The sequence below is a fragment of the Pseudarthrobacter defluvii genome, from assembly GCF_030816725.1.
GTDB classification, from domain to species: domain Bacteria; phylum Actinomycetota; class Actinomycetes; order Actinomycetales; family Micrococcaceae; genus Arthrobacter; species Arthrobacter defluvii_A.
The window spans coordinates 1,546,623-1,561,705 of sequence record NZ_JAUSYG010000001.1; the positions used below are offsets into that span (position 1 = coordinate 1,546,623).

Here is a 15,083-nt window from a genome sequence, read left to right on the forward strand (position 1 = left end):
CATAACTAAGGACGACCGGCCTCCGGCCGGCAGTCGAGGATGACGGAGGGCGGTGGGACGGATGTACTACAACTCGGCGAATGTTTCCGAGCGGCAGGCTGCGCCGCCGTCGCTGGCCATCTCCACGGTGATCTTCGCCCTCCGGCCCAGTGCCACGTCAGGCCGCCCCACGCTGTGGCTTCCCCTGGTGCGCCGCATCCGGGAACCCTTCAAGGGGCTCTGGGCCCTGCCCGGCGGTCCGCTCAGCCACGACGAGTCCCTCCAGGATGCCGCCGCCAGGAACCTGCAGGAGACCACAGGCCTTGCCCCCCGCTACCTTGAGCAGCTCTACGCGTTCGGCGGCTTGCACCGGTCGCCCACCCAGCGCGTGGTCTCCATCGTCTACTGGGCCCTGGTGCAGCCCACGGAGGCTGCGCTCGCCGACGAATCCGAAAACGTGAGGTGGTTCCGGGCCGACCGCCTGGGCGAGCTCGCCTTCGACCACAACGCCATCGTGGACTACGCGCTCGGGCGGCTGCGGAACAAGCTGGCCTACGGCTCGGTGGCCTACCACCTGCTGGGGGAGTACTTCACGCTGGCGCAGGTGCGCGAAGTCTATGAAGCCGTCCTGGACCGGCAACTGGATCCGGCCAATTTCCGGCGCCAACTCAAATCCACCCCGGAAATCGAAGAAACCGGGGAGTACCTCCAGGGCGGAAAGCACCGCCCGCCCCGCCTCTACCGCTTTACCGGCCGGCCCGGCCTTGACCCAGACAACAGGAGCACACCATGAGCAGCGTTAACACGGCAATCCAGCTGATCACGCGCGAACAGGCGGAAAAGGGTGCTGCAGCTGAACGCAGCACCTGCAGCCCGGCGCTGGCCAAGGGCCCGTGGGACTACGACCTCGCCGAGGCGCTCGCCGGCGTCCCCGCCTACGGCCCGGGCGCGTCCAGTGCCGATCCGGCTCCGGCCACCACTCCGCGCCAGGGCCAGCTGCCCGAGGAATACAAGCTGGCCAGCGATGCCGAACTGGGCGAGCGGATCAAAGCCGCCAAGGCCGCGCTGGGCGACCGCGCGGTGATCCTGGGCCACTTCTACCAGCGTGACGAAGTCATCCAGTACGCGGACTTCGTGGGTGACTCCTTCCAGCTGGCCAATGCCGCGCTCACCCGTCCGGAGGCGGAGGCCATCGTTTTCTGCGGCGTCCACTTCATGGCGGAAACCGCCGACATCCTCTCCACCCCGGAGCAGGCGGTCATCCTGCCCAACCTGGCCGCCGGATGCTCCATGGCCGACATGGCGGACGCGGACTCCGTGGAGGAATGCTGGGAACAGCTCGAGGATCTCTTCGGGACCGAACCCGACGCCGAAGGCCGGGTTCCCGTCATCCCCGTCACCTACATGAACTCCTCTGCAGCCCTGAAGGCGTTCTGCGGTGAACACGGCGGCATCGTCTGCACCTCCTCGAATGCAAAGACGGTCCTGGAGTGGGCCTTCGAACGGGCGCAGCGCGTGCTGTTCTTCCCCGACCAGCACCTGGGACGCAACACGGCAAAGGCCCTGGGCGTTCCCCTGGAGCAGATGCCCATGTGGAATCCGCGCAAGGACCTGGGCGGCAATGACGAGCAGGCGCTGCTGGACTCCCGGGTCATCCTCTGGCACGGGTTCTGTTCCGTGCACAAGCGCTTCAGCGTGGCGCAGATCGAGAAGGCCCGGGCAGACTTCCCCGGCGTGCAGGTCATCGTGCATCCCGAGTGCCCCATGGAGGTGGTGGACGCCGCGGACTCGGCCGGTTCCACGGACTTCATCAAGAAGGCGATCGCCGCCGCCACGGAATCCACCACGTTCGCCATCGGCACCGAGATCAACATGGTGAACCGGCTTGCCGCCGAGTACCCGCAGCACACCATCTTCTGCCTGGACCCGGTGATCTGCCCATGCTCCACCATGTACCGCATCCACCCCGGCTACCTCGCCTGGGTGCTGGAGGAACTGGTGGCCGGCCGCGTGGCCAACCGCATCACCGTGGATGACAAGGTGCAGGCCAACGCCAGGACGGCACTCGAGCGCATGCTCGCGGCGAAGCCCTGATGACCGGGCAGCTTGTCGTCGTCGGCAGCGGGATCGCGGGCCTCTACGCGGCCCTCCTCGCCGCCGACGCCGGTGCGGATGCGGTGCTGCTCACCAAAGGCGCGCTGGAAAACAGCAACACCTGGTACGCCCAGGGCGGCATTTCCGCCGTGCTCGCCGAGCCTGCCCCTGGAGACAGTGTGGCCGCGCACATCGCCGACACGCTCCGCGCCGGGGCGGGCCACTGCAACGAAGCCGCGGTCCGGCAGATGTGCAGGGAGGCGCGGCGGGACATCGCGGGCCTCCAGCGCTACGGGGTCACCTTTGATGCGGCAGGCGCCGGGGCAGCGCACGACGGCGGGCCGGCCCTTGGGCTCGAAGCGGCCCACAGTGCCCCGCGCATCCTGCACGCAGGCGGCGACGCCACGGGTGCGCGCGTCGCCGCTGCCCTGATCCAGGCAGTGCTGTCCCGGCGGGACGAAGGAAAGCTCACCCTCCTCACCCAGGCCCACGCCACTGCCCTCATCATCCGCCGCGGAAAGGTAGCAGGAGTGCAATATCTGCAGGGCGGCCGGAGCATGAGCCTGGACACCGGCGCCGTCCTGCTCGCCACCGGGGGAGCAGGCCAGCTGTTCGCCCAAACCACCAACCCCGGCGTGGCCACCGCTGACGGGCTGGCGCTCGCCGTCCGCGCCGGAGCCGCCACGGCAGACCTCGAGTTCTTCCAGTTCCACCCCACCTGCCTGGCCGGCGCCGCCACCGCGCATCCCGAACGGCTGGACGGACCGCTGCTCATCTCCGAAGCGGTCCGCGGCGAGGGGGCTGTCCTCCTCGACGCCGGGGGCCGGCGCTTCATGCAGGCCTACCACCCCGACGCCGAACTGGCACCGCGCGACGTCGTCTCCCGCAGCATCGCCCTCCACCTGGCCAAACTCGGCGACCCCACCGGGCACGTCTACCTCGACGCCCGCGGCATCGAACAGGACAGGGGAGCAGGCTTCCTCCGCCACAGGTTCCCCACCCTCACCCGCAAAACACTCGACGCCGGCATCGACTGGACCAGCGAACTGGTCCCCGTCGCCCCCGCCGCCCACTACTGGATGGGCGGGGTACGCACGGACCTCTCCGCCCGCACCACCGTTCCCGGGCTCTACGCTGCCGGGGAAGTTGCGTGCACCGGCGTCCAAGGGGCTAACCGGCTGGCCAGCAACTCCCTCCTTGAGGGACTCGTCTTCGGCCGCCGCGCTGTTGAATCTTTCCTTGCCGGTGACCCGGGCTGGGATGCGTCCCGCGGCAGCGATGCTTGGGGGTCGCCTGAAGGCACCCCTCCGCGTGCTGTCTCGGCCGCTGGCGGCCTCCCCTTGACGCACGCTTCCGGGGCACCTTTAGGCGACCGACCGCATGTCACCGTCCCTGCTGCTTTCGAAGGCGAGACGGGTTGGCCAGGTTCGCCGCTCGGGGGTCTGCCGTCCAGCTTCGGTGGGGGAGCCAATGCCGGGGAGCCCTTTTCGCGCGAGGCTCTTCGGCGGTTGATGACCTCTCATGCCGGGGTGCTGCGCTCTCGGGAGCTGTTGGTTGAGGCCGGGCGGACGCTTGACCGTTGGGCCGCCGTCGTCCTTCCTGGTGCTGTTGTTTCTTCTGCTGATGCCTCCTCTGCCGACCCCGCGGTTCATGAGGACCGGAATTTGCTGCTGGCCGCGCAGCTGCTTGTCGCTGCCGCCCTCAACCGCCGGGAATCCCTGGGCGCCCATTACCGCGGCGACGAACCTGTGGAACCCGGCAACCCGTCTTCCCTCCGCCCGAAAGTGAGCCTGCTCCATGACTGAACCCGCCGTGATCGACCAGGCCGCCGCATTGCGGCCCGCGCTGGACCTCACCCTTCCGCCGGCTCCTGTCCGGGAGATCCTGGAACGGGCTTTCGCCGAGGACGCGCCCAGCGGCGACATCACCTCGCAGCTGCTCATCCCGGCCGGCGCCCGCGCCACCGCCGTCCTCAACGCCCGCGTGCCCGGCGTCCTCAGCGGGGCCACCGTGTTCCGCGACGCCATGCAGCTCGTGGATCCCGCGACCCAGGTGGAGCTGCTCCTGGCAGACGGTGAAACGTTCGGCGCCGGCACGCACCTCGCGCGGGTCAGCGGCAGCGCCCGCTCCGTGCTGATGGCGGAACGCGTGGCGCTCAACCTGGTCCAGCGGATGTCCGCCATTGCCACGAAGACGGCAGAGTTCGTGCGGCTCACCGAGGGCACCCGTGCCCGCATCACCGACACCCGCAAAACAACACCCGGCCTGCGGGTCCTGGAACGCTTTGCGGTGAGGTGCGGTGGCGGGGCGAACCACCGGTACAGCCTCTCCGACGCCGTGCTGGCCAAGGACAACCACCTTGCCGTGATGACCGGCGGAGACCCCGCAAAACTCACCTCGCTCCTGCTGGCCGCCAAGGCACAGCTGGGCCACACCACCCACTTCGAAGTGGAAGTGGACCGCATGGACCAGATCGAACCCGTGCTGGCCGCCGGGGTGGACACCATCATGCTGGACAACTTCACGGTGGCGGAGCTGAAGGCAGGCGTGGCGCTGGTGGCCGGGCGGGCCCGGGTGGAAGCCAGCGGCAATGTGAACCTGGGCACTGCAGCCGCGATTGCCGGCACGGGCGTGGATGTCATCTCCGTGGGCGCACTCACCCACACCGTGGCCGCCCTGGACCTTGGCCTCGACGTCGAACTGACCGCCGCGTGAGCCTGCCATGATCTTCCTTGACGCTGCCGCCACAACGCCCGTCCGCCGCGAAGTGCTGGACGCAATGTGGCCGTACCTCACGGGCGGATTCGGGAACCCGTCAAGCCACCACTTGCTCGGTGAGTCAGCCCGGGCGGCGCTTGCAGACGCCCGGTCAACAGTGGCCGCCGTCCTGGGCTGCCGGCAGGGTGAACTGGTCTTTACCTCCGGGGGAACCGAGGCGGACAACCTCGCCGTCAAAGGAATCGCCCTGGCCCGGCAGGCAGCAAACCCGCAGCTGAACCGGGTAGTGATCAGCGCCGTCGAGCATCCGGCAGTGGAGGAATCCGCACGCTACCTTGAACGTTTCCACGGCTTCACGGTGGACGTGGTGCCAGTGGACGGCGCCGGACGGGTCACGCCGGAGGCCCTGGCAGCGGTGCTGCATCCGGAAACCGCACTGGTGAGCATCATGTACGCCAACAACGAGGTGGGCACTGTCCAGCCCATCCCTGCGCTGGCTGAACTTGCCCGCGCCTACGGCATCCCGTTCCATACCGACGCCGTCCAGGCCGCCGGCTGGCTGCCGCTGGACACGAGGTCCCTGGGTGTGGACGCCATGAGTCTTTCCGGGCACAAGCTCGGCGCACCGAAAGGCTGCGGGGCACTGTTCGTCCGGAGCCGCACGCGGGTGGAACCGGTCATCCACGGAGGCGGCCAAGAGCGGGGCCGGAGGTCGGGAACCGAAAACGTGGCGGGAGCGGTGGGCCTGGCCACTGCCCTCACCCTTGCCCAGGAGCACCAGGCGGGGCAACACGACAGGGTGTCCGCCCTGCGGGACCGGTTCATCGGCGCGGTGCTGGCCGCAGTCCCGGACGCCGTCCTGACCGGCCACCCGTCCGACCGACTCCCGTCGCTGGCATCGTTCTGCTTCCCCGGAACCAGCGGCGAGTCCGTGCTCCTGGAGCTGGAACGGCGCGGCGTGGTCTGCTCCAGCGGCTCGGCATGCGCAGCAGGTTCCGATGCGCCCTCGCCTGTGCTCACCGCCATGGGGATGTCCGCCGAGGTGGCGCAGACGGCGGTCCGGTTCAGTTTCGATGCCTCGGTGACCCAGGAGGACCTGGACGCTGCCGCCGCTGCGGTCCAGGCCGCCGTCGGCAGCGTCAAGAACCTGGGCGCGGGCTACAGCCGCTGATTTCCCCGGCCGCTGGATCAGCGGTGCCGCGCCCGTCTGAAGATCCAGTGCCGGAGCATGCTGAAACGAACGGCCGTGGCCAGGAACCCGGACAGTGTGGTGGCAAGGAGTTCGTCCCCTACGGTGGCGTCCGGGTTGAACCAGTGCAGCACCCCCAGGCTGCTGCCGGTAATTACCAGCGCCAAGGCGATCACCACCAGCCCGTTCAGATGGTCGCGCGTGCGGCGCTGCTGGCCGGCGATTTTGAACGTCAGCCGGCGGTTCAGGGCCGTGTTCAGCAAGGATGTGAGGACCAGTGCCACCGCGTTGGCCGGCTGTGCGCCAAGCCAGGGCCTCAGCAGCGCATAGATTCCCAGGGACGCTGCCGTGCAGATGACGCCGACGCCGGAGAAGCGGAGCAGCTGCCGGAGGACCGGAAAGCGCAGGACGCCGCGGTAGTGCCTGGTGGCGGGAAAGCGCCGGGCGGAGGTTTCGGGGATGGCGGGGGCGGACGTACCGTCCGTCACGCGGCGTTACCGGGTACGGCCGTCATCAGTACAGCTCGCCCACGGGGATGTCCACTGCCAGCCGGTTGGACGGGCCGGGCAGCGGGCAGGCCCACGCCTCGTTGTAGGCGCAGGACGGGTTGTAGGCAAAGTTGAAGTCCAAAACGAAGGTGGCATCCGGTCCCGACCCCTGCACGCCGTGGAAGGCGCCCTTGATGGTGTCCAGCAGGTAGCGGCCCGCACCGTAGCTTCCGCCCGGCTGGCCGGCCGTGGCGTCCCGGAACGGGACAAAGATGCCGCCGCCGTATCCGTGGATCTTCCACACCCCCAGCTGGCCCATTTCCGGCAGGTCGAACGTGCCCAGCCGGACAAAATGGACTACGCCGTCAGTTCCGGTGTCCACGCTCATTTCACGGCCTGCGCCCTCTTTGGTCAGCGGGACGTGGAAGCGGTAGATGGGATCGTAGTAGGCAGTCTTCAAGCCGGAGAAACGCCCCTTGTCCGCGTGAGTCAGTGGGGACGCGGGGTGGGTGGCGAACATCAGGTCGCGCTGGTGCCGCCAATACGAGTGTGCCTCGGACGGGCTCTCGGCTGAGAGCCGGCGGACGGCGTCGTAAAGCGCAAAGGTCCGCAAGCGCCAGTCGGCGATGTCCACTGCGGAAATGTCCACAGCGGAAACGTCCAGGGCGGAAGGATCCGCGGGATTGTCTTCGGCCGTGCCGTGCTGCTCTTCCGCCATAGCCTCCAGCCTAGTCCCAGGCCAGGGTGGTAAGTGTCCGACGGCGACACGCCGGGCAGGTGCCCGGGCTTTGGCCGGGTTGGGTTGTTGGTGGAAGGCACCAGTGATGCGGCGGCAGGGACTGTTCCGGAGCACGGAGGAGGGAGTCCTTCCCGGCGGACAGAAGGTTGACGTGAAGAAGCCCGACGGTACCCTCGTTGCCGCCCTCTGGACGGGACTCCCGGCGTCGTCCTGAGCGCGGAGAGTGCCAAGCACCTCCTTCGGCGACCTGCTGGCGCTGAAAGCCTTCGCCCCGGATGAGAAGATCGCTCCGGCGAAGGCTTTCGACACCCTGGGCCAGGCCGCGGAGTATGTCAACGGGAGCCCCGACTTCGCCAACGTGCAGCGGATGCTAATGTCGCTGAAGGTCAAAAACCAGTCCCGCTGCCCGCACCCACCAGGTGCCGGGGCGCGCGGCTTTCCGTCCGCCCCCAACACCCCCGGAGAGACATGGAACGCTCTGTTTCCGCACGCCTGGCCTTCAGGACCATCGCCAACACCAAGGTGGCCATGGCCATCGCCGTAGCGCGGAACAGCGGCTACTCGTCCTTTGCGGAATCCCTGTCCGTCACAGCAGGCGGCGCGGACGTTCCGCTCACTGACGTCTCGGACCACCACGGCGGCCGGTTCCACTACATGGAGTTCGCCGAGCCCACCGACGTCACCGTGGAGTACTCCGCCACCGTGACCGGACGCGGGGTCCCGGAGGAAGCGGGCCTGGCGGACCGGATCCGCTACGTGCGCCCCAGCCGTTACGCCGAATCGGACCGCCTGCTGCCCACGGCCTACGCCGAGTTCGAGGGAATCCAGGGGGCGGACCTGGTGCATGCGGTCCGGAACTGGGTCAACGGCGAGCTGCGGTACCTCAGCGGCTCCTCCCGCGGCACTGACGGTGCAGTGGAAACCCTGCTCAGCAGGCGCGGGGTCTGCCGGGACTTCGCGCACCTGGCCATCGCCCTGCTTCGCTCCAAGGACATCCCCGCCCGCCTCGCGGCCGTCTACGCCCCCGGCCTGAATCCCATGGACTTCCACGCCGTGGCGGAAGCCTACGTGGAGGGCGCCTGGCACGTCATCGACCCCACGGGGTTGGCCCCGCGGGAGTCGATGCTGCGCATTACCGCCGGCCGCGACTCGTCGGACACGGCCTTCCTTTCCACCGTGGGTGGAAGCCTGGTGCTGAACCAGCTGCGCGTGACGGCCGTGGTCAACGGGGACCTCCCCGCCGAGGACCCGTCCCGGCTGCTACAGCTGGGCTAGCGCTTCCCCAGCGAGTTCCGCAGCTTGTCGGTAAGCCGCATGAGTTCCTTCTGCTCAGCGGCCGTCAGGGCGGGTCCCACCAGGGCCGAGATGTCCCGCACATGCTCGCGGCCGATCTCCTTCTGCAGTTCCCGGCCCTCGTCCGTCAGCTTGAGCAGCACGCCGCGGCCGTCCTCAGGGGCCGGCATCCTTGCCACCAGCCCCCGCTTTTCGAGCCGCTCCACCAGCCTGCTGAGGCTTGACTGGCTCAACAGGACGTTGTCGTTGAGCTCGTTGAGCCGCAGCCAGCCGGACGGGCAGCGGGACAGGGTGAACAGCACGTCGTACTCATTCACCGCCAGCTTCCGGAACGCCGGCCCGGACTGCAGCTTCCGCATCACGGCAACCTGGGTCCGGAACAGCGATTCCCACGTCTCGGCCGCCAGCCGCACCGGTGATTCCGTTTCCCGCGCAGCCATTACGCCTCCGACGCGGCCGCTGCGGCGCCCTGGGACGCCTCCTGGGACGCCTCCTGGGAGGCCAGCAGCGCCGCCACGCGGCCGGCGTGGGTGGGCGGTTCCGAAACGTGCGCCGGCTTGAGGGCCGCGTATTCCTTCCGGAGGACGGGCAGGACTTCCTCGCCGAACAGGTCCAACTGCTCCAGCACGGTCTTCAGCGGAAGGCCGGCGTGGTCGATCAGGAAGAGCTGGCGCTGGTAGTCACCGAAGTGCTCGCGGAAGGTCAGGGTCTTTTCGATGACCTCCTGCGGGCTGCCGACGGTCAGCGGGGTCTGCGAGGTGAAGTCCTCCAGGGACGGTCCGTGCCCGTAGACGGGGGCGTTGTCGAAGTACGGGCGGAATTCCTTCACCGCGTCCTGGGAGTTCTTCCGCATGAAGAACTGGCCACCGAGGCCCACAATGGCCTGGTCCGCTTTTCCGTGGCCGTAGTGCTCGTAGCGCTCCCGGTAGAGGCCAATCAGCTGCTGGTAGTGCTCCTTTGGCCAGAAGATGTTGTTCGCGAAGAACCCGTCGCCAAAGTAGGCCGCCACTTCCGCGATCTGCGGGGTGCGGATGGAGCCGTGCCACACAAAGGGGGCCACACCGTCCAGCGGCCGGGGCGTGGAGGTGAAGTTCTGCAGCGGCGTGCGGAACTTGCCGGACCAGTTCACTGTGTCCTCGTCCCAGAGCTTGCGCAGGAGGCTGTAGTTTTCGATGGCCAGTTCCACGCCGTCCTGGATGTTTTTGCCGAACCAGGGGTACACGGGTGCGGTGTTGCCGCGGCCCAGGACCAGGTCCACGCGCCCGTCCGCTAGGTGCTGGAGCATGGCGAAATCCTCGGCGATCTTCACCGGGTCATTCGTGGTGATCAGCGTGGTGGCCGTGGAGAGGATGATCCGTTCGGTCTGCGCGGCGATGTAGGCCAGTGTGGTGGTGGGGGAGGAGGAGAAGAAGGGCCGGTTGTGGTGCTCGCCGATGGCGTAGACATCCATGCCGATTTCCTCGACCTTTTTGGCGATCGCCACGGACGCCTTGATGCGCTCGTGCTCGGTGGGGGTCCGACCCGTGGTGGGGTCCGTGGTGATGTCGCTGACGCTGAAAACACCGATCTGCATGGCGTGCCTTTCCGTTCCTGGACTTGCTGGGCTTGGCTCCAGTGTAGACCAATCTAGATGCATTTGCATCTATTGCCTTCCATAACGCTGTTACGCCGGGATTATTCCCTGCCGGCCAGCCCGCGGCCTACGTGCGTAAAAGGGTGATGCCCGCACCGCTGGGCGGTACGGGCATCACTGGCAGGACGTGCCTTATTCGGCGCCGGGGGCGGCGCGGCGGCCGCTGACCTTGGGCACCTGGCCGGTGGTCCAGTCCCTGAACTCGGCGTCGATGTCGGACCCCGGACCCGCCGGCCCGGTCTCCGGGCGGGCCTGCAGGTCCCTCAGCAGAGCCTTCTTCTCCCGGCGGCCTTCCACCAGCCGGTAGAGCACGGGGACCAGGATAAGGGTCAGGGCGGTGGAGGACACCAGCCCGCCGATCACCACCACCGCCAGCGGCTGCGAGATGAAGCCGCCGCCCCCGGTGAGGCCCAGGGCCATGGGTGTCAGGGCAAACACGGTGGCAAGCGCCGTCATCAGAATGGGCCGCAGGCGCTGCCTTGCACCGTTGGTGATGGCGTCCGCCACGCTCATGCCCGGCCGGCCGTCACGCGGCTGCCGGTACTGGTTGATCAGGTCGATCAGCACGATGGCGTTGGTGACCACAATGCCTACCAGCATCAGCATGCCGATGAGCGACGGCAGGCCCAGCGGCACCCCGGTGAGCAACAGCAGGGCCACCGCGCCGGTGGCCGCGAACGGAACCGAGACCAGCAGGATCAGCGGCTGGATGAGGGATTTGAAGGTGGCCACCATGATCACGTAAACGATGGCGATGGCCGCCAGCAGCGCCAGGCCCAGTTGCCGGAACGATTCAGCCTGCTGGGTGGTGGCACCGCCAATGGTGGCCGTCACGCCCGGCGGCAGCTGGACTTCGGCCAGGCGCTTTTGGACTTCGGCGTTCACTGCGCCCAGGTTGGAGCCCGACGGCGAGATGGAGACCTTTGCGGTGCGCTCACCGTTGCTGGCGGTGATGGAGACGGGAACGTCCACCTTTTCCACGGCGGCGATGCTTCCCAGCGTCACCGGCCGGCCGCCGGCAGGCAGCGGGATGTTCCGGACAGCGTCGATGCTGGTGAACTTGGTACCTTGGCCGATCCGGACCGGGAAGTCATTGGTGTCGATCCGGACCGTGCCGGCGGGAATGGGGCTGATGGTGGACGCCAGGACCCCGGCCACCTGTTCCTCGTTCAGTCCGGCAGCCGCGGCCTTGGCCCTGTCCACCTTGACCTGCACCACCGGATTGCTGGCGGCCAAGTTGCTGGCCACCTCGCTGGTGCCGGGCACGCCCGTCATGGCCGCCACCATGGTGTCGCTGGCTGCCTGCAGGTCCGCGCTCGTGGCTGCCTTGAGGGTGATGTCCACGGTCGAGGAAGTACCGAAGCCGCCCTGCTGGGTGCCCACCGAGACCTTGCCGGAGTCGGGCACCTTGGCAAGCTCGGTGCGAACGGTGTCCTGGAGCCGTTCCTGGTCGGCCTTTTCGTCCGTGACCACGGTGAAGGTGGAGTTGGAGGAGCCTGTGGAGGTGAGGGCGGCGAAGCCGGCCTGGGCGTTGCCCGAGGTTACCTGGACGTCCTTGATGCCGTCGATGCCGCGCAGGACCTCCTCGAGGCGGATGGCCGCGGCGCTGGTGTCCGCGAGGCTGGTTCCGGCCGGCAGTACCTGGCGGACCGTGAGGCTGTTCTGCCCGGAATTGCCCAGGAGGTTCGTGGCCAGCAGCGGGGTCATGGCACCGGTGGCGCCGAGCACCAGGACAGCCGCCACCAGCGTTATGACCGGGTGCTTCTGGGTGGACCGGAGGATGGGAAGGTAGCCGCGCTGCAGGCGGCTGCGCTGTTCGGCGTCGTGGGCTTTTGCCTTCGCCTCCTGGGCAATCCGCCTGGCTTCGGGGGAGCCCGCAGCCACTGCGCCCGGCGCGTCACTGGGGTTCCTGAGGAACCAGTAGGCGAGCACCGGAACGATGGTCAGGGACACCAGCAGTGATGCCAGCAGTGCCATGGTGACCGTCAGGGCGAACGGCCGGAACAGTTCACCGGCGAGTTCGCCGACGAAGGCGATAGGCAGGAACACAGCCACCGTGGTCAGGGTGGAGGCCGTGATGGCACCGGCCACCTCCCTGATCGCGGTGAGGATCGCCGTCGACTTTTCCTCGCCGTAGCTAAGGTGCCGCTTGATGTTTTCGATGACCACGATCGAGTCGTCCACCACCCGGCCGATCGCGATGGTGAGGGCGCCCAGTGTGAGGATGTTCAGCGAGTAGCCGGTGCCCGAAAGTCCAATGAACGTGATCAGCAGGGACAGCGGAATGGACACCGCCGTGACCAGGGTGGAACGGGCGGACATCAGGAACAGCAGGATGACGGCGACGGCGAATCCCAGTCCCAGCAGGCCTTCGGTGGTGAGGTCCTTGATGGACTTTTCGATGAAGGGTGCCTGGTCGAAGACGGGGGTGAACTTGGCGTTGGAACCCAGTTCCGCTTCCAACCCGTTCAGGGAGTCCCGCACCGCGTGCGAGATGGCCACGGTGTCGCCCTCGGGCTTCTTGGTTACGGAGACGGCAAGCGTCTCGGCGCCGTTGGTGCGGGTGATGGAGGTGCGTTCGTCATCCTTGAGGGAAACATCGGCAACCGAGCCGATGGTTGCGGCGTTCTTCGCACCGGAAAGGGGCAGGCCCTTAATGGCATCCAGGGAGTCGACCGGGCTGCCGATCTGCAGCGAAAGCGTTTTGCCCTGGTCCTCGAGGGTTCCGGCAGGGATCAGCGCGCCGTTGTTGGACAGCGCGTCGCGAATGGCGGTGAGGCTTGTCCCCGCCGCCGCCATGGCGTCGGGCCGGGGAAGGATCTCGATGTGCTGGGTGGCGCCGCCGGTGACGTCGGCGCTGCGGACGCCGTCGATCTTCTGCAACCGGGGCACGCTGAGGCGCTGCAGGTCCGCGTTGAGGTCGCTGAGCGGCTTGTCCGAGGACACGGCCAGGAACACGATGGGGAAGTCGCTGATGCTTCCAGCGATGGCCTGCGGCTGGACGTCGCTGGGCAGGGTCCGCTTGGCGTTGGAGATGGCACGGTCGATCTGGTTCCGGGCCCGGTCCAGGTTCGATCCGTAGGTGAACACCATGGTGATCTGGGAGACCCCGGTGCGCGACGTGGAGGAGGTGGATTCCAGCCCCTCCACGCCGTTCAGCGCCTTCTCAAGCGGTCCGCTGACCTGCTTGTCCACCACTTCGGGCGACGCGCCCGGCATGGAACTGAGCACCGTGATCTGCGGGAACTCAATGGAAGGAATGAGCTCCTGCTTCAGCGAGGACATGGTGATCACGCCGAAGACCGAGGCGAAGACGGTGATCAGCGCGATCAGGGCCCGGTTCGCCAGGGAAAGGTGCGCCAGCCGGAACATGGGTGGTCTCCTGGGGGTCTAAGTGACTGGTACATGCCCTGGGGGTGCCAGCCGCTGGCCCCGCAGGGTCAGTGGCTGGCGGAAACGCTCTCCAGCTGGAGGGACTTGGCCGTTGCCCGTTCCAGTTCCGCGGCAAGGTCTGGATTCTCATCCAGCTTCACCCCGTAGCCGGGCATCATGTCCTTGAGCTTGGACTGCCAGCCCTTGAAGTTCCGGGGGAACGTCTTCTGGAGCAGCTCGATCATGATGGGGACAGCGGTTGAGGCTCCGGGCGAAGCGCCCAGGAGCGCACCGATGGAGCCGTCACGGCCGGCGATCACTTCGGTTCCGAACTGAAGGATGCCGCCCTTTTGCGGGTCTTTCTTGATGATCTGTACACGCTGGCCGGCGGTGATGAGTTCCCAGTCCCCGCCCTTGGCCTCCGGGTAGTACTCCCGGAGCGCTTCCACCTTCTGGTCGTGCCGCTTGACCACTTCCTTCACCAGGTAGGCGGTGAGGTCCATGTTGTCCTTGGCCACGGCCAGCATCGGGATGATGTTGCCCGGGCGGATGGACAGCGGCAGGTCCAGGTAGGAGCCGTTCTTCAGGAAGTTGGTGGAGAAGCCAGCGTACGGGCCGAACAGGAGGGAGCGCTTTCCGTTGACGTACCGCGTGTCCAGGTGCGGGACGGACATGGGCGGGGCGCCCACGGAAGCCTGGCCGTACACCTTGGCGCTGTGCTGGGCGGCGATGGTCTCATCGGTGCAGCGGAAGAACTGGCCGGAAACGGGGAACCCGCCGTAGCCCTTGCTCTCCGGGATGCCCGATGCCTGGAGCAGGTGCAGGGCGCCGCCGCCGGCGCCGACGAAGACGAACTTGGCATGGATCTTGCCGTGTTCCCCGGACTTGGGGTGTTTCAGCGCCAGGTCCCAGCCGCCGTCGGACGCGCGGGTGATCCCGGTGACGTCGTGACCGTAGTTGATTTCGACGCCGCTGTTCCCCAGGTAGGTGGTCAGTTCGCGGGTCAGTGCGCCGAAGTCGACGTCGGTGCCCTCGGCGGCGCGGGTGGCGGCAATGCGCTGCTGCGGGTCGCGTCCCTTGACGATCAGTGGCGCCCACTTGGCGATCTGCGCGTGGTCTTCGGAGTACTCCATGCTGCGGAACAGGGTGTGCGGCTTCAGTGCCTCATACCGGGTCTTCAGGAACCGTGCGTGATCCTCGCCGATCACGAAGCTCATGTGCGGCACGGTGTTGATGAAGCCCTTGGGGGATCCAATGAGGTTGTTGTCCACCAGGTGGGACCAGAACTGGCGGGACAGCTGAAACTGTTCGTTGATGAGCAGTGCCTTGTTCGGGCTGACGGAGCCGTCCTTGGCTGCGGGGGAGTAGTTCAGTTCGCAGAGGGCGGCGTGGCCCGTTCCTGCGTTGTTCCAGGGGTCCGAGCTTTCCAGGCCAGGCTGGTCCAGCCGCTCGAACAGGGAGATGGTCCAGTCCGGCTCCAACTGCTTGAGGAAAGCCCCCAGCGTGGCGCTCATGATGCCGCCGCCTATCAGGACAACGTCGGCGTGTGGGGTCTTGGAAATGAAGGTCACGATCAGT

At 67.5% G+C, this 15,083-nt stretch carries 13 protein-coding genes; 7 read left to right on the forward strand and 6 right to left on the reverse strand.

The window, feature by feature from the left end; translation table 11 throughout:
• Nucleotides 1-61: 61 nt before the first annotated feature.
• Genes QF031_RS07215 through QF031_RS07235 form a run of 5 tightly spaced genes read left to right on the forward strand, consistent with a single transcriptional unit; the run spans nt 62 to nt 5,962 of the window.
• A complete protein-coding gene (locus QF031_RS07215) occupies nt 62-772 on the forward strand; it encodes an NUDIX hydrolase (RefSeq protein WP_307433210.1) in 711 nt (236 codons plus the stop codon).
• Complete coding sequence (gene nadA / locus QF031_RS07220; protein WP_307425989.1) at nt 769-2,073, forward strand: quinolinate synthase NadA; 1,305 nt, start codon at nt 769-771, stop codon at nt 2,071-2,073. Before QF031_RS07215 ends, nadA begins: the two co-directional genes overlap by 4 nt.
• Nucleotides 2,073-3,878 (forward strand): L-aspartate oxidase, encoded by a 1,806-nt coding sequence (locus QF031_RS07225; protein WP_307425991.1) that lies wholly within the window; start codon nt 2,073-2,075, stop codon nt 3,876-3,878. Before nadA ends, QF031_RS07225 begins: the two co-directional genes overlap by 1 nt.
• Nucleotides 3,871-4,788, forward strand: a complete 918-nt coding sequence (gene nadC, locus QF031_RS07230; RefSeq protein ID WP_307425993.1) for a carboxylating nicotinate-nucleotide diphosphorylase — start codon at nt 3,871-3,873, stop codon at nt 4,786-4,788. The genes QF031_RS07225 and nadC overlap by 8 nt, the downstream gene beginning before the upstream one ends.
• 7 nt (nt 4,789-4,795) lie before the next feature.
• The gene (locus tag QF031_RS07235) at nt 4,796-5,962 is read left to right on the forward strand and encodes a cysteine desulfurase family protein (protein ID WP_307425996.1); all 1,167 of its coding nucleotides are present in this window, start codon (nt 4,796-4,798) and stop codon (nt 5,960-5,962) included.
• A 17-nt stretch (nt 5,963-5,979) separates the two neighbouring features.
• Here the strand turns inward: QF031_RS07235 and QF031_RS07240 are convergent, their stop codons facing one another.
• Entirely contained in the window at nt 5,980-6,468 is a 489-nt protein-coding gene (locus tag QF031_RS07240; protein WP_307425998.1) for a GtrA family protein, read from the reverse strand.
• A gap of 25 nt (nt 6,469-6,493) precedes the next feature.
• Complete coding sequence (locus QF031_RS07245) at nt 6,494-7,186, reverse strand: DUF1684 domain-containing protein (protein ID WP_307426001.1); 693 nt, start codon at nt 7,184-7,186, stop codon at nt 6,494-6,496.
• 106 nt (nt 7,187-7,292) lie between these two features.
• Between QF031_RS07245 and QF031_RS07250 the strand changes: the two genes are divergently transcribed.
• Both QF031_RS07250 and QF031_RS07255 read left to right on the forward strand, forming a co-directional pair.
• Nucleotides 7,293-7,421 (forward strand): hypothetical protein, encoded by a 129-nt coding sequence (locus QF031_RS07250; protein WP_307426003.1) that lies wholly within the window; start codon nt 7,293-7,295, stop codon nt 7,419-7,421.
• A 254-nt stretch (nt 7,422-7,675) separates the two neighbouring features.
• Nucleotides 7,676-8,482, forward strand: coding sequence for a transglutaminase-like domain-containing protein (locus QF031_RS07255; protein WP_307426006.1), 807 nt, complete (start codon nt 7,676-7,678; stop codon nt 8,480-8,482).
• Here QF031_RS07255 and QF031_RS07260 read toward each other — a convergent pair.
• The 4 genes from QF031_RS07260 to QF031_RS07275 all read right to left on the reverse strand — a co-directional run bounded on the left by QF031_RS07260 (nt 8,479) and on the right by QF031_RS07275 (nt 15,076).
• Nucleotides 8,479-8,940 carry a MarR family winged helix-turn-helix transcriptional regulator gene (locus tag QF031_RS07260; protein ID WP_307426008.1) on the reverse strand — a complete coding sequence of 154 codons (462 nt, stop codon included), beginning with the start codon at nt 8,938-8,940 and terminating at the stop codon, nt 8,479-8,481. The genes QF031_RS07255 and QF031_RS07260 overlap by 4 nt on opposite strands.
• Complete coding sequence (locus tag QF031_RS07265) at nt 8,940-10,073, reverse strand: LLM class flavin-dependent oxidoreductase (RefSeq protein WP_307426012.1); 1,134 nt, start codon at nt 10,071-10,073, stop codon at nt 8,940-8,942. Before QF031_RS07265 ends, QF031_RS07260 begins: the two co-directional genes overlap by 1 nt.
• A gap of 192 nt (nt 10,074-10,265) precedes the next feature.
• Nucleotides 10,266-13,505, reverse strand: a complete 3,240-nt coding sequence (locus QF031_RS07270) for an efflux RND transporter permease subunit (RefSeq protein ID WP_307426015.1) — start codon at nt 13,503-13,505, stop codon at nt 10,266-10,268.
• A gap of 68 nt (nt 13,506-13,573) precedes the next feature.
• Complete coding sequence (locus QF031_RS07275) at nt 13,574-15,076, reverse strand: malate:quinone oxidoreductase (protein ID WP_307426018.1); 1,503 nt, start codon at nt 15,074-15,076, stop codon at nt 13,574-13,576.
• Nucleotides 15,077-15,083: the final 7 nt, after the last annotated feature.